This window comes from Comamonas testosteroni ATCC 11996 (genome assembly GCF_000241525.1).
Classification (GTDB): domain Bacteria; phylum Pseudomonadota; class Gammaproteobacteria; order Burkholderiales; family Burkholderiaceae_C; genus Comamonas; species Comamonas testosteroni.
Genome location: NZ_AHIL01000029.1, coordinates 55966 through 77659 on the forward strand (window position 1 = coordinate 55966; position 21694 = coordinate 77659).

The 21694-nt window shown below is 62.3% G+C and carries 19 protein-coding genes; 14 read left to right on the forward strand and 5 right to left on the reverse strand.

The window, feature by feature from the left end; all coding sequences use genetic code 11:
• Nucleotides 1-28 precede the first annotated feature (28 nt).
• From CTATCC11996_RS11760 to bamC, 3 genes are all read left to right on the forward strand, one after another.
• Nucleotides 29-2179 (forward strand): DUF6630 family protein, encoded by a 2151-nt coding sequence (locus tag CTATCC11996_RS11760; RefSeq protein ID WP_003076328.1) that lies wholly within the window; start codon nucleotides 29-31, stop codon nucleotides 2177-2179.
• Nucleotides 2180-2471: 292 nt separating this feature from the next.
• Nucleotides 2472-3368, forward strand: coding sequence for a 4-hydroxy-tetrahydrodipicolinate synthase (gene dapA, locus CTATCC11996_RS11765; protein ID WP_003064577.1), 897 nt, complete (start codon nucleotides 2472-2474; stop codon nucleotides 3366-3368).
• A 63-nt stretch (nucleotides 3369-3431) separates the two neighbouring features.
• Complete coding sequence (bamC, locus tag CTATCC11996_RS11770) at nucleotides 3432-4544, forward strand: outer membrane protein assembly factor BamC (protein ID WP_034348918.1); 1113 nt, start codon at nucleotides 3432-3434, stop codon at nucleotides 4542-4544.
• Between the two features lie 280 nt (nucleotides 4545-4824).
• On the opposite strand, the gene CTATCC11996_RS25025 is transcribed toward bamC, so the two are convergent.
• From CTATCC11996_RS25025 to CTATCC11996_RS11785, 3 genes are all read right to left on the reverse strand, one after another.
• Nucleotides 4825-5094, reverse strand: coding sequence for a hypothetical protein (locus tag CTATCC11996_RS25025; protein ID WP_034348919.1), 270 nt, complete (start codon nucleotides 5092-5094; stop codon nucleotides 4825-4827).
• 377 nt (nucleotides 5095-5471) lie between these two features.
• On the reverse strand, nucleotides 5472-6596 hold the full coding sequence (locus CTATCC11996_RS11780) for a JmjC domain-containing protein (protein ID WP_003076333.1): 1125 nt from the start codon (nucleotides 6594-6596) through the stop codon (nucleotides 5472-5474).
• Nucleotides 6597-6667: 71 nt separating this feature from the next.
• Nucleotides 6668-7618 (reverse strand): AraC-like ligand-binding domain-containing protein, encoded by a 951-nt coding sequence (locus CTATCC11996_RS11785; protein WP_003076335.1) that lies wholly within the window; start codon nucleotides 7616-7618, stop codon nucleotides 6668-6670.
• Nucleotides 7619-7972: 354 nt separating this feature from the next.
• Here CTATCC11996_RS11785 and CTATCC11996_RS11790 point away from each other — a divergent pair, with 354 nt between their 5' ends.
• The 4 genes from CTATCC11996_RS11790 (at nucleotide 7973) to CTATCC11996_RS11805 (ending at nucleotide 12020) form a co-directional block, all read left to right on the forward strand.
• Nucleotides 7973-9424 carry an aldehyde dehydrogenase gene (locus tag CTATCC11996_RS11790; RefSeq protein WP_003076336.1) on the forward strand — a complete coding sequence of 484 codons (1452 nt, stop codon included), beginning with the start codon at nucleotides 7973-7975 and terminating at the stop codon, nucleotides 9422-9424.
• A gap of 176 nt (nucleotides 9425-9600) precedes the next feature.
• Entirely contained in the window at nucleotides 9601-9921 is a 321-nt protein-coding gene (locus CTATCC11996_RS11795; protein ID WP_003076338.1) for a c-type cytochrome, read from the forward strand.
• 13 nt (nucleotides 9922-9934) lie between these two features.
• Complete coding sequence (locus CTATCC11996_RS11800) at nucleotides 9935-10450, forward strand: hypothetical protein (protein ID WP_003076340.1); 516 nt, start codon at nucleotides 9935-9937, stop codon at nucleotides 10448-10450.
• Nucleotides 10451-10469: 19 nt separating this feature from the next.
• Entirely contained in the window at nucleotides 10470-12020 is a 1551-nt protein-coding gene (locus CTATCC11996_RS11805; protein WP_003076341.1) for an FAD-binding oxidoreductase, read from the forward strand.
• A gap of 253 nt (nucleotides 12021-12273) precedes the next feature.
• Here the strand turns inward: CTATCC11996_RS11805 and CTATCC11996_RS11810 are convergent, their stop codons facing one another.
• Nucleotides 12274-13254 carry an AraC family transcriptional regulator gene (locus CTATCC11996_RS11810; protein ID WP_003076342.1) on the reverse strand — a complete coding sequence of 327 codons (981 nt, stop codon included), beginning with the start codon at nucleotides 13252-13254 and terminating at the stop codon, nucleotides 12274-12276.
• A 216-nt stretch (nucleotides 13255-13470) separates the two neighbouring features.
• Here CTATCC11996_RS11810 and CTATCC11996_RS11815 point away from each other — a divergent pair, with 216 nt between their 5' ends.
• The 6 genes from CTATCC11996_RS11815 (at nucleotide 13471) to CTATCC11996_RS11840 (ending at nucleotide 19856) form a co-directional block, all read left to right on the forward strand.
• Nucleotides 13471-14694, forward strand: a complete 1224-nt coding sequence (locus CTATCC11996_RS11815; protein WP_003076344.1) for an amino acid ABC transporter substrate-binding protein — start codon at nucleotides 13471-13473, stop codon at nucleotides 14692-14694.
• 240 nt (nucleotides 14695-14934) lie between these two features.
• A complete protein-coding gene (locus tag CTATCC11996_RS11820; protein ID WP_034348923.1) occupies nucleotides 14935-15810 on the forward strand; it encodes a branched-chain amino acid ABC transporter permease in 876 nt (291 codons plus the stop codon).
• On the forward strand, nucleotides 15807-16736 hold the full coding sequence (locus CTATCC11996_RS11825; RefSeq protein WP_003076348.1) for a branched-chain amino acid ABC transporter permease: 930 nt from the start codon (nucleotides 15807-15809) through the stop codon (nucleotides 16734-16736). The genes CTATCC11996_RS11820 and CTATCC11996_RS11825 overlap by 4 nt, the downstream gene beginning before the upstream one ends.
• Nucleotides 16733-17503, forward strand: a complete 771-nt coding sequence (locus tag CTATCC11996_RS11830) for an ABC transporter ATP-binding protein (RefSeq protein WP_003076350.1) — start codon at nucleotides 16733-16735, stop codon at nucleotides 17501-17503. The genes CTATCC11996_RS11825 and CTATCC11996_RS11830 overlap by 4 nt, the downstream gene beginning before the upstream one ends.
• Nucleotides 17496-18209 (forward strand): ABC transporter ATP-binding protein, encoded by a 714-nt coding sequence (locus CTATCC11996_RS11835; protein WP_003076352.1) that lies wholly within the window; start codon nucleotides 17496-17498, stop codon nucleotides 18207-18209. The genes CTATCC11996_RS11830 and CTATCC11996_RS11835 overlap by 8 nt, the downstream gene beginning before the upstream one ends.
• Before the next feature lie 195 nt (nucleotides 18210-18404).
• On the forward strand, nucleotides 18405-19856 hold the full coding sequence (locus tag CTATCC11996_RS11840) for an aldehyde dehydrogenase (protein ID WP_003076354.1): 1452 nt from the start codon (nucleotides 18405-18407) through the stop codon (nucleotides 19854-19856).
• A 276-nt stretch (nucleotides 19857-20132) separates the two neighbouring features.
• Here CTATCC11996_RS11840 and CTATCC11996_RS11845 read toward each other — a convergent pair whose 3' ends face one another.
• The gene (locus CTATCC11996_RS11845; RefSeq protein WP_003076356.1) at nucleotides 20133-20912 is read right to left on the reverse strand and encodes a DUF2076 domain-containing protein; all 780 of its coding nucleotides are present in this window, start codon (nucleotides 20910-20912) and stop codon (nucleotides 20133-20135) included.
• 235 nt (nucleotides 20913-21147) lie between these two features.
• On the opposite strand from CTATCC11996_RS11845, the gene CTATCC11996_RS11850 reads away from it, so the two are divergent.
• The gene (locus CTATCC11996_RS11850) at nucleotides 21148-21669 is read left to right on the forward strand and encodes an FKBP-type peptidyl-prolyl cis-trans isomerase (protein WP_003076357.1); all 522 of its coding nucleotides are present in this window, start codon (nucleotides 21148-21150) and stop codon (nucleotides 21667-21669) included.
• Nucleotides 21670-21694: the final 25 nt, after the last annotated feature.

Sequence of the window (21694 nt, forward strand, 5' to 3'; positions counted from 1 at the left end):
CTTGCCCACCCCGATCTGCCCGACTGCCATGCCCGCCTACGCCCTGCTGCTTGCCCACAACGAACACCCCAGTGCCTCGACAGAGTGGCCCGCAGAGCCCGGCGGCAGTTGCGACGGCTGGGCCGAGTGGTTCAGCAGCACGCCGCTGCTGTTCAGCGTGTTGCTGGGCGATGCACGGCATCTGCCCGAGCTGGTGCCCTGCAGCGCCTACCAGGACAAGCAAAGCCTCTCGGCCCTGGCCGCACCCATGGAGCAGGTCCGGGCCCGCTGGCAATGGCTGAGGAGCGTGATTGAGCCACTGCCCGCAAAAAGCCCTGCGCATTGGCCCGACTCCGTCAAGAAGCAATGGCAGCACATCGATCACACCATCAGCACCAGCACGCGCCAGTGGCTGTTGCTGGACTGCGCCACGCTATGTCCGCATGACTTTGACGAAGCGGAGTTCACGACCTTTTTGCAGGCCCAGCGCGAGCTATGCCGGCAATGGAGCTGCAGCGGCGGCGAGCTGCCCGAATCCCTGCAGGCCTTGAAGCGGGCGCCGCAATCCCATATGGGATGGTGGAGCGATTCTGTCATTGCCCGCACCGAGGTCATCGAGCAGGAAAGCGAAGAAGACTGGCCCGCCTGGCTGGCCGATCACTACGAACTGCGCCACCATGGCGCCTGGGACGAAGCGACCGAAAGCTATTACGTCATGCCCAGGCTGCACCCGCGCACGGGCCTGAAGCCACAGAACGAGGCCGAGCGCGACCACTGGCCTGTGGGCATGGTCACGCCCTATGGCCGCTGGCTGCAGCGACCCTTGGAAGGCGCAAGCATGACCTTTGTCTCTGGCGAGCATCTGAGCGTGCATTACCCCGAGACCACGCCGGGCGAAGGCGCGAAGTCCGGCATCAAGGATTTGAACGGCATCTGGCTGGTATCGCCCTCCGAGGGCTATCGCGACGCCTATGCCGTCACACCCCAGGTCATGGCCTGCCGATCACCGGGGCAGGAAAACATGCAGGAGCTGCGCAGCCTGCCCAGCCTCGCGCTGCTGCACGAAGGGCTCAGCAGCATCGACTACAACGAGGAACAGGACGAATTCATCCGTGCCGAAAAAGGCCCGTACGGCAACTCGTGCCAGTTGCTGCTCAAGGCCGACGGCCAGCCGCTGTTTGATGCGGGCCGCTATGAACACATCAACGACTTCAGCGCCAAGACAGAGCTGGCCGTCGCCTGCGTCCGGGAGCCCTTTGTCAACGAGCAGGGCGAACAGGAGCACCGTATCCTCGAAGGCGTGATCGACATCCGCGGCCAGGAAATCATCCCCTGTCAGTTCAAGACCATAGAGCGCGGCTTCAGCAGCTCGCCCCCCAAGGTATTTCCCGGCCGCAAGCTTCTGGCCATCACCGAAAAAGGCGAGCCCCGCATCTTCAACACCAAAGGCAAGCTGCTGGCCGCCCCTGATATCTGGTGCCCTCCGCTGAACTGCAGTCCGAAGAAAAATGAACTGCTCACCTTCATGGGCGAAGGGCCGGAGGCCGAACTGGTCATGTTCTCCATCCAGGATTTCAGCATCACCCGCACCGGAGAAACCTGGGAGGACTACCGCAATGCGCTGCGCGGCATGTTCAAGGGCCTGGGTGGCGACACCCCCGAAACCACGACCATGACCCGCGCGCAACTGATGGAGGCAGAGGATGAAGACTGGATGCGGGCTATGTCGCGCATTCTCTGCCTGAATGACAAAAGCCGGGCCGCAGACCTTCTGCAGCAATGGCGTGACTGCGTGGCAGCACCTGATCCTGACGACATGGGCTGGGATGAAGATGACGAGATCGACCCCGATGTCATGCATCTGCCCGCTGGAGAAAACGCACTGACCCTGTACTGGGGACATCTGCTTGCCATTGCCGGTCAGTTCGCCCGCTTTGACTGGAAGGATGCCGAGGGCATTGCCGCCACGCACTGGCTGCCCGGCACCGATGACTGGCAGTGGGACACGCCCGCTGACGGTGTTGAATCGGGCCTGGAGCATATGGCCGAACATCTGGCTGGCCGCCAGCTGGCCCTGATCAAGCTGGCCACCGATGACGACAGCCTGCGCGTGACCGTGGTGCGCTCGGCAGATGCCGAGGACTTCATGGAGCGGCTGGCGCAGGCCCATATCAGCGCCTGGAACTACAGCGCGAACTGATGGCGACACCGGGCCACAGCGGTGCTCGCCGGCCTGATCCGGGGACGAAAGCAAAGCCCGCAGCAGTATCTTCAGCAACGGCAAAGCCGTGCAAAGGCCTTCATGCTGTCTAAAACAGACCCGGCTTCAACAAACAATATGACGCACAAATTTTAAATATTTCGTCATTTCGTCATTTATCGACAACACTTCGACAAAAACAGAGTTTTGCTAGACACTGTTGACAGCAAACCACTGCTTGCACCCTGTCCCTGTTTGTAGAATTCATTTTTACCGTTTTCTGATTGCGGATATGACATCACCCTCCGTTGCTCTCACTGGCAGCATTGTTGCCCTCATTACGCCCATGCTCGAAGACGGTAGCGTCGACTACCCGTCGCTGCGCAAACTCATCGACTGGCATGTGGCCGAAGGCACCAACTGCATCGGTGTGGTCGGCACCACCGGTGAATCTCCCACCGTGAATGTCGAAGAGCATTGCGAAATCATTCGTGTCGCCGTGGAGCAGGCCGCCGGCCGCGTCTCCATCATGGCCGGCTGCGGCGCCAACAGCACGCACGAAGCCATCGAGCTGGCCAAGTACGCCAAGAAGGTGGGCGCCGACAGCCAGCTGCAGGTCGTTCCCTACTACAACAAGCCCACACAGGAAGGCCAGTACCAGCACTTCAAGGCCATCGCCGAAGCCACTGGAGACCTGCCCGTGGTTCTGTACAACGTGCCCGGCCGCTCGGTTGCGGACATGCAGCATGACACCGTGCTGCGTCTGGCCCAGATCCCCGGCATCATCGGCATCAAGGAAGCCACAGGCAACATCGAGCGTGCTCAATGGCTGATCCGCGACGTGCCTGCCGGCTTCGGCGTCTACTCCGGTGACGACCCCACCGCAGTGGCACTGATGCTGTGCGGCGGCCACGGCAATATCAGCGTGACGGCCAACGTCGCTCCCCGTCTGATGAGCGAGCTGTGCAAGGCTGCCATGGCCGGCGATACCAAGCGCGCCATGGAAATCCAGTTCAAGCTCATGCCCCTGCACAAGAGCCTGTTTGTCGAAGCCAATCCCATTCCCGTGAAATGGGCAGCGGCCCGCATGGGTTTGTGCGGCCCCGCCATGCGCCTGCCCATGACGCCGCTGAGCGAGCAATGCGAAGCAGTTGTTGAGGATGCTCTGCGTAAAGTTGGCGTACTCTGATCGAGTTGCGCTAAGCTAGCGGTTTTTCGCACATAGCCTGAACGCTACCCAAGGACAATCCGCGTGAAACAACAAACAGCACGTTTGAGCCTGCTCAGCATCGCGCTGGGCCTGTCTGCCTGCACGACCACGTTCCAAGAGACCAAGATCGACTACAAGAGCGCGGGCAAGAATCAGGCCCCCTCTCTTGAAGTCCCTCCGGATCTGACGCAGCTGTCGCAAGACTCGCGCTATACCGTCCCTGGTGGCGTGGTATCCGCTGCTGCCATGCAGGCCAATGCCAAGGCAGCCAAGCCGACCGACAACAACACTGCAGCCAACAAGATTGGCGACGTCCGCATCGAGCGTGACGGTGCCGAGCATTGGCTCGTGGTTGATCGTGCAGCCGACAAGCTCTGGGAACCCACTCGCGACTTCTGGCTGGAAAACGGCTTCATCTACTCGATGGAAGACCGCCAGCTGGGCATTCTCGAGACCGACTGGGCCGAAAACCGCGCCAAGCTGCCTCAGGACATCATCCGCAAAAGCCTGGGCAAGGTGTTCGATTCGCTCTACTCCACCAGCGAGCGCGACAAATTCCGCACCCGCCTGGAGCGCGAGCCCGATGGCAAGACCCGCATCTATGTCACCCACCGTGGCATGCAGGAGGTCTACACCAGCGAGCGCAAGGACAACACCATCTGGCAGCCGCGTCCTCGCGACCCCGAACTGGAAACCGAGTTCCTGCGCCGCATCATGGTCAAGCTGGGTGTGAGCGAAGAGCAGGCCTCTGCCGTCGCCAAGGCGGACAAGTCTGCGGCCACTACCTCGACCGGCGCACGCATGGACACCATCAACGGCGTGCCCACTCTGCAGCTGGAAGAAGGCTTTGAGCGCGCATGGCGCCGCGTTGGCGTGGCACTGGACCGCACCGGCTTCACCGTGGAAGATCGCGACCGCAGCCGCGGCCTCTACTACGTGCGCTACGTGGACCCGAACGCCAAGCCCGAGTCCAAGGGCTTCTTCAGCAAGATCTTCAGCCAGGGCAAGGAAGCTGCTGCGCCTCAGAAGTATCAGATCCAGGTCAAGGGTGACGGCAACAAGTCCCAGGTCAGCGTGCTCAATGAGCAAGGCCAGCCGGACAGCTCCACCAACGGCCAGCGTATCGTGCGCATCATCACGGATGATCTGAAGTAAAGAGCGCTGCGCCCCATAAAAAAGCCACCGGACTGCGCTCTGGTGGCTTTTTTCATGTCCGAACGAATCGAGCCTGGGCCTGGGGCTGCAATGCTCATGGCGCGCGCTTGCCCGCCAGAATCCGCCCAAGTGCAGATACAGGTCCAGACGCAGACCTTGCATGCCAAGCATGCATCCGCAGCTCGAAAATCCGCTGCAAAACCCAGACGCAAAAAAACCGCACCTGGGTGCGGTTTTTTCATGCTCGAGGCCTGGGCCTCAAGCTGGCTGATGCAGCGAATTACTTGGCAGCAGGAGCTTCAGCGGCGGGAGCAGCAGGAGCGTCAGCGGCAGGAGCAGCAGGAGCGTCAGCGGCGGGGGCAGCAGGAGCGTCAGCAGCAGGAGCAGCAGCGTCAGCGGCGGGAGCAGCAGGAGCAGCAGGAGCTTCAGCAGCAGGAGCAGCAGGAGCTTCCACAGCAGGAGCGGGAGCAGCAGGAGCTTCTTCCTTCTTGCCGCAAGCAGCCAGAGCAGCAGCAGCGATCACGGTAGCCAGAATCAGAGAGTTCTTCATGACAGTTTCCTAAATGGTAGGTTCAGCAGACGGTATGCAGATTGCCATTACGGTCAGCCTTTTGCAGCTATTGATCGCTATGGCATATCAGGTCAAACGATAAATTCGACTCAGCCCGCATTATAGGTAGTTTTGCCCATTGCTGACTAACACTGACAGCAACTAAACAATTCTGCACAAATCGGTGCGTTCTCATTTACCGGGCAAGCCCACGCTTGCCTTGAGTCACACTGTGGAGCATAAATTTATTCCTGTCAAATCCCTGACAGAGCTTTGACGAAGATTTACATAACCTATACAAAGCCCGCCGAATCGACAAAAGCCACAGAGGACAAACCCGTAAGTTAGCACGATCGCTGTTACAAGTCCACCCTGTTTCAGTCGCCTGAGCGAACCCAGCCCGCATCGAACCACGACGACAGCAACTCCAGCGCATCATCGCTGGCCGTTGCCAGATCCTTGCGCGACAGGGCCCTGGTGTCAGCCAGCTTGCGCATCAAGGTGGCATCGCGGCCGCCCGCCAGATAGCTTTCGCCATTGATGAAGATGTGCTTGGCGTCATACATCATGCGCGTTCGGCGATCCAGCACCACGCTCTCGAACATGCCGTTTTCATCGCCATGCTCGAACCAGACATTGGGCTTGGGGTCGCTCAGGTACTCGCCCAGCGCGCGCTCCAGCGCCAGCGGCTCGGCCATGGCCTTCTTCAGTGCCTCGCGGGCAAAGTCATACATGCCTTCAGGAATCAGCGCCGGGTTGCTCACGGCTTCCTGCTTGGGGTCGCGATAAATGACCGGAGCCTCGGGCTCATCGGGCTCATCCGACATGCGCAGCAGCAATTCACGGCCCAGCTCGCTGCGATCGGGGGAGCGAAAGCCTATCGAATACGTCATGCATTCGCCTTCTGCCACTCCGTCATGCGCCCATTTGGGCGGCAGATACAGCATGTCGCCGGGCTCCAGAACGAACTCTTCCTCGGGCTCGAAATTGGAGAGGATTTTCAGTGGCTTGCCCTGCTGCAAAGACAGGTCTTTTTGACGACCGATGCGCCAGCGGCGCTTGCCCTGGGCCTGCAGCAGAAACACGTCATAGCTGTCGAAATGCGGGCCTACGCCGCCCTGATCGGTGGCAAAGCTGATCATCAGATCGTCAAGGCGCGCCTCGGGCACAAAACGGAATTGCTGCAGCAACTCATGCGCCTTGGCGTCATGCATGTCCACGCCCTGCACCAGCACGGTCCAGCCCGGCTTGGTCAATGCAGGCAGACTGCGACGGGACAGCGGACCATGGCTGAGCTTCCAGTTGTCACCTTCGAGCTGTTGAATCAGGCGCGACTCCACGCCATCCTCGCCCGCCATGGCCAGCAGGCGAGCACGCGGAATCGGGGCCTTGAAGCCGGGGATGGCCTGGCGCACCAGCAAGGGCTTTTTGTGCCAGTGGCGGCGCATGAATTGAGAGGCTGTGAGCCCACCCAGCAGGGTGAGCGGCGTATTGATGTCCATGAATACAGTCCTGCTTTCTAAGCAACGGACTGCATTGTCCTATAGGCCTCGAAAACGCTGGTCAGCACAGATCAATGACCAAGCGCTCTGAACTCGGACGGCGACATACCGGCATAGGCCTTGAAGGCACGGCTGAAGTGCGCGCTGTTGCCAAAACCGCAGCCCATGGCAATTTCTGTAATGGTGCGGTGCGCGAGCGCCGGTGAATGCAGCTCCCGCATGCACAGCTCCAGCCGGCTTTGCTGGATGAAGCCGCCCAGCGACTGGTCTCGCCCCGCAAAGGCATTGTGCAGATGCCGACGGCTGCAATTGAGTGCTTCGGCCACCTGATCGACCGACAACCCGGGGTCGCGCACATGGCAGGCCACATGCTCGCAGATGCGGTCGTACAGGGCCTGCTTTTGTGTCACCGCCGTGGCCTGCCCGCCAAGTGCCTGCAGGGACAGATGCACCATGTCCACCAGCAACTCCCCGGCGCGGCGCGCCAGCGGTGCCGCCATATTGTCCAGTTCCTGGTAAGTGCTGCGCATGGTCTGCAGAGCAATGCGCGCAATGCCGGCGCTGCCTCCCACCGAGCGTCCCATGAGGTTTTCCAGACGCAGGCCTCGCTCGGCAATGCTCTGTTTGGGCACCATCATGATCAGGTGCTCCGTGTGCTGGGGATTGGCCACCACATAGGGCTGCGAGGTGTCATAGATGGCCCAGCTGCCATTGCTCACGCAGGCCTTGCTGCCGTGCTGCTCCACCTCGGCATGGCCGCTCCAGGGGGCCACGATCTTGAGATAGGCCGCTTCGCTGTCGCGCAGACGGTGGCTGTCGCGTATGACGCGGTGGCGCCCGGCATCCAGCTTGGTGAGCATCACATCGCCTGCGTATGCCACGCTCAGATGCCCGTCAAAACAGGTGTCGCCATACAGATCCGTATCCAGACCCGAGAACAGCTGCGCCATCCAGTCCTGCCAGGCTGGTGCAGTTTCCTTCTCGGGAAGACCATCGGTACTCAGTACCACGGGCGCGGTCATGGGCCTTGACTCCTCGTTGTATCTATCTCTGCCTGTGCCGACAAAGTACAGCAATTATCGGGAAGTGAGCACTTTCGCGCTCAGGCCGGCAAGAATCTCCCACGCTGTATTAAAACTAGTGCAAACCCTAGGCTGCGTGCACGATTCGTCAAACGGTTTGTGCACATTGCGCACAGCATCTTGCCAAGGCTTTTCCTACGATCACTCACACGCCAGTCTCAGGCGAAACACCACAAAAGGTGGAGACAAGCCCGGTGACGCAAGCCTTGCGCAACGACACCAGCTCCCACTTTTCAACGTGCATCAACAAGCAGTGACCGAGGTCACGCGCCCTTGGTAGTGAAGGAAGCGAAGATGATTGAACAAAGCATGCTCATCGGCGGTCAGACCGCACAGGCCAGCAATGGTGCCACTTTCGAGCGCAGGAACCCTCTGGACGGATCGGTCGCCACGCGTGCCCCGGCCGCCACAACAGCCGATGCAGTGCGTGCCGTGGAAGCCGCTCAAGCGGCCTTCCCGGCCTGGGCAGCCCTGGGCCCCACAGAACGCAGGCTGATGCTGATGAAGGCCTCCCAGGCACTGGAAGCAAAGGCCGAGGCCTTTGCCGCAGCCATGGCGGCAGAAACCGGCGCCTCCGGCATCTGGGCCGGCTTCAATGTGCATCTGGCGGCCAATATGTTTCTCGAAGCCGCATCGCTGACCACCCAGATCAACGGTCAGCTGATTCCTTCGGACATTCCCGGCAGCATGGCCATGGCCGTGCGCCAGCCTGCCGGCGTGGTGCTCGGCATCGCCCCCTGGAATGCCCCCATCATCTTGGCCGTGCGCGCCATTGCCACGCCGCTGGCCTGCGGCAATACCGTGATCCTCAAGGGCTCTGAGCTGTGCCCTGCCACGCACGGCCTGATCATCGAAGCGCTGCAGGAAGGCGGCTTGCCGCCAGGCGTGGTGAACTTTGTGACCAATGCGCCCGAAGATGCCGGCGCCGTGGTCGAGGCCATGGTGGCTCACCCCGCCGTGCGCCGCGTGAACTTCACGGGCTCGACGCGCGTGGGCCGCATCATCGGCCAGACCTGCGCCAAATACCTCAAGCCGGTCATTCTGGAGCTGGGCGGCAAGGCCCCATTCCTGGTTCTGGACGATGCCGACATCGACGCCGCCGTGGCCGGCTGCACCTTTGGCGCTTTCGCCAACTCGGGCCAGATCTGCATGTCCACCGAACGCATCATCGTGGACGAGGCCGTGGCCGAGGAATTCATCGGAAAACTGGTGGCCCGCGCCACAACCCTGCCTCTGGGCGACCCCCGCAAAGGCCCTGTGGTGCTGGGCTCCGTCGTGGACATGAACACCGTGCACCGTGTCAACGAACTCATTGACGATGCCGTGAGCAAGGGCGCCAGGATTCTGTGCGGTGGCAAGGCCAGCGACACCTTGATGGCCGCCACGCTGATCGACGGTGTGACTCCCGAGATGCGAATCTTCCGTGAAGAGACCTTTGCCCCGGTAAAAGCCATCGTGCGCGTGCGTGGCGAAGAGCAGGCCATTTCCATGGCCAACGACAACGAGTTCGGCCTGTCTTCCGCCGTCTACACCAGGGACACAGCGCGCGGCTGGCGCGTGGCCGGCCGCATCGAGGCGGGCATCTGCCATGTCAACGGCCCCACCGTGCACGACGAAGCACAGATGCCTTTCGGCGGCGTGAAGAACTCGGGCTACGGTCACTTTGGCGGCCAGGCCGGTATCGATGCCTTCACAGACACCCGCTGGATCACCATGCAGACCACCGCACGTCACTACCCCTTCTAAAGCACCCAGGACAGCAGTCATAGCCGGCAGGCGTGACTGCTGTCTTCGCTTGAAACCTCCATCGCGGGCACTGGGCCATGAGGCAAAGACCTCAGGTGCAGCGCCCGCATGGGCAAGGCGCGAACCCCAACCCGCGCCTTGTGTCTGCCGACCCACAGAACCACCGGAGACCCACGTTGAAACATGCCTCCCAACTGGCCCTGGCAGCCCTGCTGTCCGGCCTCAGCCTCGCTGCCTCGGCTGCGGACTCTCACGGCACTGGCCCCGGCCAGCGCTTTTACGAAAAGACCTGCGCCAAATGCCATGAAGCCGGCATAGGCCCCGTCATCAAGGGACGCGGCTTTCCGCCCGCGACCTACGTGATCATTGCGCGCAACGGCATGAACGCCATGCCATCCTTTCGCGTGACCGATATCGACGATGCCACGCTGGAAGACTTGGCAAACTACCTGTCCAAGACAGAGGCCCCCAAGGCTGTCGAGCCAGCCAAGAAATAAGAAGGACGATGTAATGCAATCCGATCGTCGCTCCCTTCTCAAAGCTCTGACCGCAACAGGTCTGGCTGTCTCCGGCATAGGCTGGGCACAGGCTGCCACCTCCGCCGCAGGTCGCACCGCCAGCGCAGCCACGCGCTCTGCCGAGGTGCTGGCCGTGACATCCTCCATGCACGCCAGCGCACTGGACAAGGCCTTTGTGGCCGGTGTTCAGAGCACATCCCGCAATGCGCTGCACACCGGCCTTCAAGGCCTGGACAGCGCCGCATTCAACCAACTGGGCGAGCTGCTGACCGACAGTCAGGAAACCCTGTTGGTGGGTCTGCTCGACGACGCCTCGGCCACGCTGGTGCTGGATCTGGTTCGCTCCAGCGGTGGCCGCGTGCTGACCGTGGAACACCATCGCGTGGACGGCACCGCCGCCGACTGGGCCCAGGCGCTGGGTCGGTCGCTGGCGTCCAGTCAAGTCATGAACACCACCACGGCGGCAGCAGGCAAGGAAGCCCGCGTGTCCTTTAGCTGCGTAATCTAAGAAACAAGGAAAGCAGAGCATGACAAGCAAATACATGGCCCTGCCCAAGGGCATGAGCGAGAGCAGCTTTGATGCGGCCATCGCCCAGTTCAAGAAAGCCCTGGGCGAAGACAATGTGATGATCAAGGACGAGCTGGTTCGTCCCTACACCAAGGTGATGATGGCTGTGCCTACCGAAGAGCACACGCCATCGGCCGTGGTGACTGCCACCACCGTGGAGCAGGTGCAAGAGGTGCTCAAGATCTGCAACGCGCACAAGGTGCCCGTGTGGACCATCTCCACCGGCCGCAACTTCGGCTACGGCTCGGCCGCACCGGGCCAGCGCGGCCAGGTGGTGCTGGACCTGCGCAAGATGAACAAGATCATCCACGTGGACCCCGAACTGTGCACGGCCCTGGTCGAGCCTGGCGTGACCTACCAGATGCTCTACGACTACCTCGAAGAGAACAAGATTCCCTTGATGCTGTCGTTCTCGGCACCTTCTGCCATTGCCGGTCCTCTGGGCAACACCATGGACCGCGGCGTAGGCTACACCCCCTATGGCGAACACTTCATGATGCAGTGCGGCATGGAAGTGGTGATGGCCAACGGCGATGTGCTGCGCACCGGCATGGGAGGCGTCAAGGGCGACAAGGCCTGGCAGGTTTTCAAGTGGGGCTACGGCCCGACACTGGACGGCATGTTCACCCAGTCCAACTATGGCATCTGCACCAAGATGGGTTTCTGGCTGATGCCCAAGCCCCCGGTCTTCAAGCCGCTGGAAATCCAGTTCGACGAAGACAGCGATATCTCCGAGATCGTGGAATTCATCCGCCCCCTGCGCATCGCCCAGGTCATCCCCAATTCGGTGGTGATTGCCGGCGTGCTGTGGGAAGCGTCCACCTGCAACACCCGCCGCTCGGACTACACCACTGAGCCCGGCCATACGCCTGACGCCATCCTCAAGCAGATCCAGAAAGACAAGCATCTGGGCGCCTGGAATGTCTACGCTGCGCTGTACGGCACCAGGGAGCAGGTCGACGTCAACTTCAAGATCGTGCAGGACGCGCTCAGGAAACTGGGCAAGGGCCGCCTGATCACCGAGGAGATGGCCGGAGACACCCAGCCCTTCAAGTACCGTGCCCAGCTCATGTCAGGCGTGCCAAACCTGCAGGAATTCGGCCTCTACAACTGGCGCGGAGGTGGCGGCTCGATGTGGTTTGCCCCTGTGTCGCAGGCACGCGGCAGCGAGTGCGACAAGCAAAAGTCGCTGGCCAAGAAGATCCTCAACAAGCATGGCCTGGACTATGTGGGCGAGTTCATCGTCGGCTGGCGCGATATGCACCATGTCATCGACGTGCTGTACGACCGCAGCAACGAAGAGGAAACCAAGCGTGCCAACGCCTGCTTTGCCGAGCTGCTGGACGAGTTCGAAAAGGAAGGCTATGCCGTGTACCGCGTGAACACCGCCTTCCAGGAGCGCGTGGCGCAGAGCTACGGTCCGGTCAAGCGCGATATCGAGCGCAAGATCAAGCGTGCTCTGGACCCCAACGGCATTCTGGCTCCGGGAAAGTGCGGGATTGATATCTGAGGCTCCCCCTGAGCGGCTTTGCCGCTTCCCCCTCTCTCGCTGCGCGGGAGGGGGACAATACCTTCGCTGCGGGGCGGCCCTTGCTCGGTATTCCTGAGTTAGAGCATGCTCAATCCAACGCTCTTGGTCGCAGCCAAGCACGCAAAAAAGCCACCCGATTTGAAAACGCCGGGTGGCTTTTTTGTTTTTAGCTTGCTATTTTATTGATAGCTTACAGCGTATTTAGTATCTGGACTTTAGGCTTGTTTAACTCTTAATTGAGCAATTTGGAGCCAAACATGCCTGCCCTGAACTGCGCGGGCGTCTGCCCCGTGTGCTGCTTGAACAGGCGGCTCAGATGCGCGCCGCTGGCAAAGCCGCTGGCCAGTGCCAGCTCCGTCAAGGTGCAGTGGCGATTGGCAGGACTGAGCAGTTCGCGCTGGAACAGGGCCACGCGCTCGGCCCAGATATGCTGGCTGATGGACAGCCGCTCATCGGCAAAGGCGTTGTAGAGATGCCGCTTGCTGCAGTTGAGCGCTGCGGCCACGGCATCGACGCTCAGGGCCGGATCGCGCAGGTGCTGGCGCACATAGGCCTTGATGCGGCCCAGCAGCAGCTCGCTGGCGCTCAGCGAGGCCGCACGGCCGCAGGCATCGAGCAGGGACAGCTGGATCAGCTGCAGCAGCGAATCCGTCACATGCTGGGCCAGTCCCTGGCCCATGGCCCGGCATTCGGCAAAGGTGCCGCGCATCATGTCCAGCGCAATGCGGGACACGCCTTCGCCGCCGCCCACATAGCGTCCCATGAGGGCATCGATGGCGCGGCCATGGTCTTCGAAACGGCTTTTGGGCAAGGTGATGATCAGATGCTCGCACCACTCGGGGTTGAGCACCTCGTACTCCTGCGTGGTGTCGTAGATCAGCCACTGGCCGCTGCGCGCCACGGCTTCGCGCCCGTTCTGGCAGACGCGGGCCTCGCCATGCCAGGGGGCCACGATCTTGAGAAAGTCGGTGCTGCGGCGCGCCATGCTGGCCGAAGTGCGTCGCACGCGATGGCGGCTGGCCTCGATCCGGGTCATGCCCACAGGTCCCAGCTCGAAGGTGCCCAGTCGCGCCGAGAAATGCTGGTCGCCATAGACATCGCTCTCCAGTCCATAGAGCGTGGACATCCAGTGCTGCCAGGCGCCCACGGCTTGAGCGCCTTGCATCTCGGTCATCTTCTCGGTCACTTGGTAGGCAGGAATGTCTGGCCGCATCTGGGCTCCTGAAGAAGTAACAGGATGCTTCATTATCCATAGCGACCCAGACCCGGAGCCGGGCAAAACCGGCACCTCGCAGGGAAATCAGTGTTTACCCACAGACACTTGCATGCACAGACAAGACGCAGTGCACGCCCAGACAAGCCCCTTGCGCCGCGATTTCCTACGATGGCCGAAGAACCCGGACACCCGTCCATCAAAAAGGAGACAAGCATGACATTCGCCGACAAGCGTTTTGTTCTCAAGAGTCTGGTCGCAGCCACCGCCCTGGCCGGTCTGTGCGGCCAGGCCCTGGCCCAGGAAGCGCCAAAGTCCATCCGCATCGGCTGGGCCATTGCCAAGACCGGGGTCAACGCGGGCGGCACCTCCGTGACCACGGCGCCCAACTACAAGCTCTGGGTCAAGGAGATCAACGACGCCGGCGGCATCATGCTCAAGACCTACAACAAGCGCGTGCCCATCGAGGTCATCGAATACGACGACCGCTCCAGCACCGAAGAGGCCGTGCGCGCCACCGAGCGCCTGATCACCCAGGACAAGGTCGACTTCGTGCTGCCGCCCTGGGGCACGGGCTCAAACCTGGCTGTGGGGCCGACCTACGAAAAGCACAAATACCCGCTGCTGGCCGCCACCTCGGTGACCGACAAGGCCCCGGATCTGGCCAAGCGCTGGAAGCATGCCTTCTTCTTCCTGGGCACGGGCGGCGAATATGCCGAGGGCCTGGTCGCCATGCTGGAAAAGGCCAAGAAGGACGGCAAGATCAACAACAAGATCGCCATGATCAACATCGCCGACGGCTTTGGCGTGGAGCTGGCCAATGCCACGCGCAAGGCCGCCAAGCAGCATGGCTTCGAGCTGGTCTACGACAAGAGCTATCCGATCGGCACGCAGGACATGACGCCCATCATCAACGAGGCCAAGGGCAAGGGTGCCGACACCTTCGTGGCCTACTCCTACCCGCCCGACACCATGCTGATCAACGAGCAGGCCAGGACGCTGGGCCTGACTTCCAAGGTGCTGTTCACCGGTGTGGGAACGCAATTCCCCATGTTCAAGGGCAAGTTCGGCGCAGCGGCTGAAGGCGTGATGGCGCCGGGCGGCATCGATGCCGGCAACCCGCAGATGCAGGCCTATCTGAAGCGCTTCAAGGAGGTGACCGGCCAGGAATCGGACCGCTTTGCCAGCCCCATCGTCTACACCTCGCTGCAGATGCTGCAGCAGGCCATCGAGCGTGTGGGCAAGATCGACCGCGCCGCCGTAACCCAGGAGCTCAAGAGCGGCAGCTTCGAGACCGTGCTCGGCCCCGTCAAACTCGAAGGCCAGATGCTGACCAAGCTCTGGCATGTGGGCCAGTGGCAGAACGGCGAGTTCAATGCGATTGCGCCGACGAACCGGGCGGGGGTTAAGCCTGCGGTTATCCCCCGCAGCTCCCCCTGAGGCGCTACGCGCCTTCCCCCTCTCTCTACGCGCTTCGCGCTATGGGAGGGGGACAACACCTTCGCTGCGGGGCGGCGGGGCCGCCTAGGCCCTTGCTCGATGTTTCTCGCTTGAGTCATGCCTATTCAAAGATTTCGTCCAGCTTCTATAAGAATCAAAACAAGAGCTGCTCACGCTTGTCCTCCAAGCACTTTGCATTGATTTCATAACAAGAACAATGAATCACCAGCGGTATACGCTATGAATTTAATAGACATCCTTCTCGCTGGCGCCATGCTGGGCGGGCTCTATGGCCTGGTGGCCATGGGGCTGACGCTGCAGTATGGCGTGGCGCGCATCATGAATCTCTCGTATGGGGAGTTTCTGATTGCACCGGCCTTCCTGGCCTTTTTTGCGGTCAGCAGCTGGGGTATTTCACCGCTGCTTCTGGTGCTGCTGGTGGTGCCGCTGGGCTTTGCCATCCAGTGGCTGATCTATCAGCTGCTGCTGACGCCGCTGGTGCGCCGCGCCAAGGGCGGACCGGCGCTGGAGGTGGATTCGATTCTGGCCACCTTTGGCATGCTTTTCGTCGTCCAGGGCGTCATGCTGGTGATGTTCGGCGGCGACTATCACAGCTACAGCTATCTGTCCGAACCCGTGGAGATCCTGGGCAGCAAGGTCGCGGCCAACCGTCTGCTGGTGCTGGGCTTTGCGGTCGTGCTGGGCGGCGGCCTGTACCTGCTGCTGACGCGCACCCGCGCCGGCGCCGTAGTGCGCGCCGTGTCCGTGGCACCGCAGTTCGCACATCTGGTCGGCATCAATGTGCGCAGCACGGCGGCACTGGCCTATGGTCTGGGCGGTGCGCTGGTGGCGATCTGTGGCGTGCTGGTCAGCATGTTTCTGCCCTTCTCGGCCGGCATGGGCACCATGTTTGCCATGAAGGCGCTGATCGTCGTCATCATGGGCGGCGTGGGCAATCTCATGGGCTGCCTGGTCGCCGGCATGCTTCTGGGCTTTGCCGAAACGCTGGTCGCCTCCTTTGTCGACCCCGGCCTGACGCTGGCCGTCAATTACGCGGTGTTCCTGCTGGTGCTGCTGTTCAAGCCCACCGGTTTGTTCGGGAGGACTGCACGATGAGCCGCAAAGAAATTCTGATCTGGGCCGTCAGCGCCGCCGCCCTGCTGAGCCTGGCCCTGCTGCCGCGCTGGCTGACGGACGAGTACTACCTCTCGCTCATGATCAGCATCCTGATGTACTGCGTGCTGGCCACGGCCTGGGCGCTGTTCTCTGGACCGACGCGCTATATCTCGCTGGCCACCGTCGCCTTCTTCGGCATGGGCGCCTATGTCACCGCCGTGTTCGGCGAGTCCCTGCCCTGGGGCGCCGTGCTGGGGATTGCGGCCGGCGTGGGCCTGGTCATGGCCTTGATCGTGGGGCTGTCCACGCTGCGGCTGTCGGGCGTGTACTTTGTGATCTTCAGCTTCGGCCTGGCCGAGCTGGTCAAGCAGCTCGTCACCTGGTGGGAAGTCAACATCACCAAAGATCTGGGCCGCTATGTTTTCGTGGAGATCACCCAGCTCGATATCTACTGGCAGCTGCTGGCCATGCTGGCCCTGGTGCTGGCGCTGCGCGCCCTCATCAACCGCTCGCGCCTGGGTCTGGCGCTGCGCGTGATCGGCGAGGACGAGACCGTGGCCACCCATGTGGGCATCAACACCACCACGGCCAAGCTGCTGCTGTTCGCCGTCAGCGCCGTGTTCATCACCGTCACCGGCGCCATCATGGCTCCGCGCTGGACCTATATCGACCCCAGCATTGCCTTTGCTCCCGCCGTCTCGTTCCAGACGCTGATCATGGCCTTGCTCGGTGGTGCCGGCGCGCTGTTCGGCCCGATCCTGGGGGCCGTGCCGCTGGTGCTGCTGTTCGAGTACCTGGGTGCCAACTTCCCCAACCATTTCTCGATTCTGCTGGGCCTGGTGTTCATCGTGATCGTGTACTTCATTCCCCAGGGCCTGTCGGGCGTGCTGGCCAAGTTGTTCCACAAAAAGGGAGGCCAGCCATGAAGACCGCCACCCTGCTTTCCGTGCGCGGCGCCACCAAGCGCTTCGGCGGCCTGGTGGCCGTCAACGAACTGAGCTTTGATGTCTACCCGGGCGAGGTCGTGGGTCTGCTCGGCCCCAATGGCTCGGGCAAGACCACGGCAATGAACCTGATCTCGGGCGCCCTGCCCGTCAACGGCGGCGAGATCGTATTCAACGGCAAGCCCATCCACCCGCTCAAAAGCCACCAGATCGCCCGCCTGGGCGTGGCGCGCACCTTCCAGCTGGTCAAGGTGCTGGGCTCCATGACCTGCACCGACAACGTCATTGCCGGCATGGCCTTCAAGCCGAGGCCACTGTTTGGCAAACCTGCCGCTGCGCGTGCCCTGCAACTGCTGGAGCAGGTGGGTCTGGCCGAATTTGCGAATACTCCCGCAGGCGAGCTCACCTATATCAACCAGAAGCGCCTGGAGCTGGCCCGCGCGCTGGCGCTGGAGCCGCAGATCCTGCTGCTCGACGAATGGCTGGCAGGCCTGAACCCCACGGAGCTGCAGCAGGGCATTGCACTGATCCGGCAGCTGCAGGCCACGGGGCTGACGATTCTCATGGTCGAACATGTGATGGACGCCGTGCACGCGCTGTGCAGCCGCTGCGTGGTGATGAACGCGGGCACAAAAATAGCCGACGGCCCCACGGCCCTGGTGCTCAAGGAGCCCGAGGTGGTGCGCGCCTATCTGGGGGAAGAAGTGAGTGCAGATGAAGACCGGTCGGCGGAGGCAAGCCATGCTTGAAGTGCGCAATATCTCGGTGAGCTACGGCAAGCATGAGGCGCTGCACCAGGTCAGCCTCCAGGTGCAGCCCGGCGAGCTGGTCGTCATGCTGGGCGCCAACGGAGCGGGCAAGTCCAGCCTGCTCAAGGCGCTGGGCGGCATGGTCACGCCGCAGGCCGGTGCCAGCGCGCAACTGGCCGGGCAGGAGCTGATGCAGCTGCCGCCGCATGCCATCGTGCAATCGGGCCTGGCCCTGGTGCCCGAGGGGCGCGGTGTGTTCGGCGATCTCAGCGTCAAGGAAAACCTGCTGCTGGGTGCACAGCCCCGGCGCGCACGCGCCAACGAGGCCCGGAATCTGGAGCAGGTCTTCGCCCTCTTTCCCAAGCTGCGTGATCGCCTGCCGCAAGTCGTTCGCACCATGAGCGGCGGCGAGCAGCAGATGGTGGCCGTGGGCCGCGCTCTCATGAGCCAGCCCGACATCCTGCTGCTGGACGAGCCTTCGCTGGGCCTGTCGCCGCTGATGTGCAAAGAGCTGTTCGCAGCCCTGGCGCGCATCAAGACACTGGGCATGGGCGTGCTGCTGGTGGAGCAGAACGCGCGCCAAAGCCTGGCCATTGCCGACCGTGGCTACTTGCTGGAAACCGGGCGCATCGTGGGCGAAGGCTCGGCACAAGAACTTAGCAGCAGTGCTGCTGTCAGACGCGCCTACTTGGGCGGCGAACATTGAGATGACTCCCCCTGAGCGGCTTCGCCGCTTCCCCCGGAGGGGGACGGTGCCATCGCTGGGGCAGCCCATCGCTGCGGGGCGGCGGGGCCGCCTAGGCCCTTGCTCGACACCTCTGTGCCGGGCCGCGTCTAATTTCAACGATATGAACAACAGGCAGCTTTGATGACTGCTTTCACGTCAAAAAGGAGATGAAAAATGATCGAACAAAAAATGCTGATCGCCGGCCAGGAATGTGCAGCCGGCAATGGCGCAACGTTTGAGCGCAAGAATCCGCTGGATGGATCCGTCGCCACACGCGCCCCGGCAGCCACGACCGAGGATGCGATTCGCGCCTGCGACGCTGCTGCAGCCGCCTTCCCCGCCTGGTCGCAACTGGGGCCGAACGCCCGCCGCGCCATGCTGATGAAGGCCTCGCAGGCACTGGAAGCCAAGGGCGAAGCGATTGCTGCGGCCATGGCTGCCGAGACCGGCGCCTCGGGCATCTGGGCCGGCTTCAACGTGCATCTGGCCGCCAGCATGCTGCTGGAGGCGGCTTCGCTGACCACGCAGATCAATGGCGAGATCATTCCCTCCGACGTACCCGGCAGCGTGGCCATGGCCGTGCGCCAGCCCGCCGGCGTGGTACTCGGTATCGCGCCCTGGAATGCTCCCGTGATCCTGGCCGTGCGCAGCATCTCCACGGCCCTGGCCTGCGGCAACACCGTGATTCTCAAGGGCTCGGAACTCTGCCCCGCCACCCACGGCCTGATCATCGAGGCACTGCAGGACGCAGGCCTGCCCGCCGGCGTGGTGAACTTTGTGACCAATGCGCCCGCCGATGCGGGCAGCGTGGTCGAAGCCATCGTGGCCCACCCGGCCGTGCGCCGCGTGAGCTTTACCGGCTCCACCAAGGTGGGCCGCATCATCGGCCAGACCTGCGCCAGGCACTTGAAGCCTGCGCTGCTGGAGCTTGGCGGCAAGGCCCCCTTCCTGGTGCTCGACGATGCCGATATCGATGCGGCCGTGAACGCCGCCACCTTTGGCGCGTTTGCCAACTCGGGCCAGATCTGCATGTCTACCGAGCGCTTTGTGGTGGATAACAAGGTGGCCGACGAGTTCATCGCCAAGTTTGCCGCCAAGGCCAGCAGCCTGCCGCTGGGCGACCCGCGCAAGGGCCCCGTGGTGCTGGGCTCGGTCGTCGATCTGGCTACGGTGGAGCGCTGCAATGCCATGATCGACGACGCGCTGGCCAAGGGCGCAAAAATCGTCTGCGGCGGCAAGGCCGAGAGCACGCTGATGCCCGCCACGCTGATCGACCATGTGACGCCGGCGATGCGCATATTCCACGAGGAGACCTTTGGCCCGGTCAAAGGCATCGTGCGCGTGAACGGCGAGGAAGAAGCCATTGCCACGGCCAATGACAACGAGTTCGGTCTGTCCTCCGCAGTCTTCACCCGGGACACGGCCCGCGGCTGGCGTGTGGCGGCACGCATCGAGGCCGGCATCTGCCACATCAACGGCCCCACGGTGCATGACGAAGCCCAGATGCCGTTTGGTGGCGTCAAGGCCTCGGGCTATGGCCATTTCGGGGGCCAGCAGGGCATCAATGCCTTTACCGAAACCCGCTGGGTGACCATGCAGACCGCAGAACGCCACTATCCGTTCTAAAGACCCCCTGAGCGGCTTTGCCTAGGCGGCCCCGCCGCTTCCCCCTCTCTGCTACGCAGAGGGGGACGACAGCTTTGCTGCGCGGCGGCGCTTGCTTGCTGTCCCACACTTAGGTCGCGCCCTAGTTAAAGCTCGCGCCCATCGCTACTGAAATTAAAAAAGCCACCTGATTTGAAAACGCCAGGTGGCTTTCTTTTTTCCTTCTCACTATCTAATCCATAGCTGCTAGCGTTTGATGGAAAAGGGCTTGAGCCTCAAAAATCTCAAAGCATGTAATCAGGCAAAGTCATCGTCAAAGAAGCCACCGCCATCGTCCCAACTGCCGCTGTCAAAGCTGGCTGAGTTGTCTATGCTGCCAAGGCCCGCGTCGTTGGCAAGGCTGGCGGTATTGCCGCTGTCGCCATGCAGGCCCTGGCTGCTGCTGTCCTGCGCCAGCGACTTGCTTTCGCTGCCCCCGCTCTGGCTGCCCGAGCTAGCGTGATGGCCGCCCATCAGATTCTCCAGTCCGTTGAACAGAAACATGCCGCCCGCCACGCCGGCCGCAGCCGCTGCGGCATTGCCCAGGAAGCTGCTGCCAGTCGGGGCAGCTGGCTGGCCGTAGGCCTGCGGCGCTGCAGCGCGCGGCGCCGAGCCACCGCCAAAGAAACGGTCGCGCCAGCTGGAGGGCTGAGGCGCGGCTTGCGGCTGATACTGGGGCTGGTTCTGAGGCTGATAGGGTGGCTGGGCACTGGCAGCGTAGCCGCCGTCCTCGGCATAACGCTCGGGAGCGCGACCGAAGTGCGTGCCCAGGCCTCCCGAGAGAAAGCTGCCTGCGCCCTGGCTCTGGCTTTGCTGCGCCTGCTTCACCTGCTGCTGCAGCTCGCCGATCTGCTGCTGGGCCTGCTCAATGGCTTGCTCCAGCATCAAGGTGCGCTGGGCCAGCCAGTAGACCGCATCGGGCGCATTGCTCAATCCACGGCGCAGCTCGGCATCGGCCTGCGCGTCCTTGGGCTGGCCCTGGGTCAGCGTCAGCCTGGCGCACAGGTCTTGCAGCAGTTGTTGTTCCTGAGAGGTCATGGTGCCTTCCTTTAATCCCGCAAATTACTTACAGCAGAGATGGGGTCAGTATGCAGGCCTGCAAGAGCGCCAATGTGAAGGCCGTGCAAGTGCTTTTTGCAGGGTGTAACAAAAGGCCTGTGCTGCAGTTCCGGGCAGCGCGTGGGACAATGCCTGCCATTGCGCCACGGTCGTGGCGGCGTTTCAATTTCGGCTGCGGGACTGGCCCGCGGCCCACCAACTGCATACACACACCATGGAAGTTACCCAACAATGCGTGGTCGCCCTGACCTGGACACTGAAAGACACCCTGGGCGAGGAGCTGGACGTGCTGGACGAGCCCGTGGAATTTCTCGTCGGCGGCGATGACCTGTTCAAGCGCATCGAAGAGGCTCTGCAAGGCCACGGCGTAGGCACCACGCTGGACCTGCACCTGGAGCCCGAAGAGGCATTCGGCGACTATGACGAGAGCCTGATCTTTCTGGAAAAGCGCGAGCTGTTTCCCGAAGAGATCGAGGAAGGCATGAGCTTCGAGAGCAGCGCCATGCCCAAGGGCACCAACCCCGTACCTGCCGATCTGCTCTACACGGTCACGGAAATCTATCCCGAGCACGTGGTGCTGGACGGCAACCACCCGCTGGCCGGAATCGCCATCCGCCTGCACCTCAAGATCGAAGCCGTGCGCGAGGCTACCGAGGAAGAAATCGGTCGCGGCACGGCCGGTACGGGTTTTTTCCGTATCGAGCCCATGGCCCCGGGCAATGAAACACTGCATTGACACCGCCTGAGGCGCTTTGCGCCTT

Coding starts and splice junctions, on each gene's coding strand:
- CTATCC11996_RS11760 (WP_003076328.1), top strand. CDS start 29: ATGCCCGCCTACGCCCTGCTGCTTGCCCACAACGAACACCCCAGTGCC.
- dapA (WP_003064577.1), top strand. CDS start 2,472: ATGACATCACCCTCCGTTGCTCTCACTGGCAGCATTGTTGCCCTCATT.
- CTATCC11996_RS25025 (WP_034348919.1), bottom strand. CDS start 5,094: ATGAAGAACTCTCTGATTCTGGCTACCGTGATCGCTGCTGCTGCTCTG.
- CTATCC11996_RS11780 (WP_003076333.1), bottom strand. CDS start 6,596: ATGGACATCAATACGCCGCTCACCCTGCTGGGTGGGCTCACAGCCTCT.
- CTATCC11996_RS11785 (WP_003076335.1), bottom strand. CDS start 7,618: ATGACCGCGCCCGTGGTACTGAGTACCGATGGTCTTCCCGAGAAGGAA.
- CTATCC11996_RS11790 (WP_003076336.1), top strand. CDS start 7,973: ATGATTGAACAAAGCATGCTCATCGGCGGTCAGACCGCACAGGCCAGC.
- CTATCC11996_RS11800 (WP_003076340.1), top strand. CDS start 9,935: ATGCAATCCGATCGTCGCTCCCTTCTCAAAGCTCTGACCGCAACAGGT.
- CTATCC11996_RS11805 (WP_003076341.1), top strand. CDS start 10,470: ATGACAAGCAAATACATGGCCCTGCCCAAGGGCATGAGCGAGAGCAGC.
- CTATCC11996_RS11810 (WP_003076342.1), bottom strand. CDS start 13,254: ATGCGGCCAGACATTCCTGCCTACCAAGTGACCGAGAAGATGACCGAG.
- CTATCC11996_RS11815 (WP_003076344.1), top strand. CDS start 13,471: ATGACATTCGCCGACAAGCGTTTTGTTCTCAAGAGTCTGGTCGCAGCC.
- CTATCC11996_RS11820 (WP_034348923.1), top strand. CDS start 14,935: ATGAATTTAATAGACATCCTTCTCGCTGGCGCCATGCTGGGCGGGCTC.
- CTATCC11996_RS11825 (WP_003076348.1), top strand. CDS start 15,807: ATGAGCCGCAAAGAAATTCTGATCTGGGCCGTCAGCGCCGCCGCCCTG.
- CTATCC11996_RS11830 (WP_003076350.1), top strand. CDS start 16,733: ATGAAGACCGCCACCCTGCTTTCCGTGCGCGGCGCCACCAAGCGCTTC.
- CTATCC11996_RS11835 (WP_003076352.1), top strand. CDS start 17,496: ATGCTTGAAGTGCGCAATATCTCGGTGAGCTACGGCAAGCATGAGGCG.
- CTATCC11996_RS11840 (WP_003076354.1), top strand. CDS start 18,405: ATGATCGAACAAAAAATGCTGATCGCCGGCCAGGAATGTGCAGCCGGC.
- CTATCC11996_RS11845 (WP_003076356.1), bottom strand. CDS start 20,912: ATGACCTCTCAGGAACAACAACTGCTGCAAGACCTGTGCGCCAGGCTG.
- CTATCC11996_RS11850 (WP_003076357.1), top strand. CDS start 21,148: ATGGAAGTTACCCAACAATGCGTGGTCGCCCTGACCTGGACACTGAAA.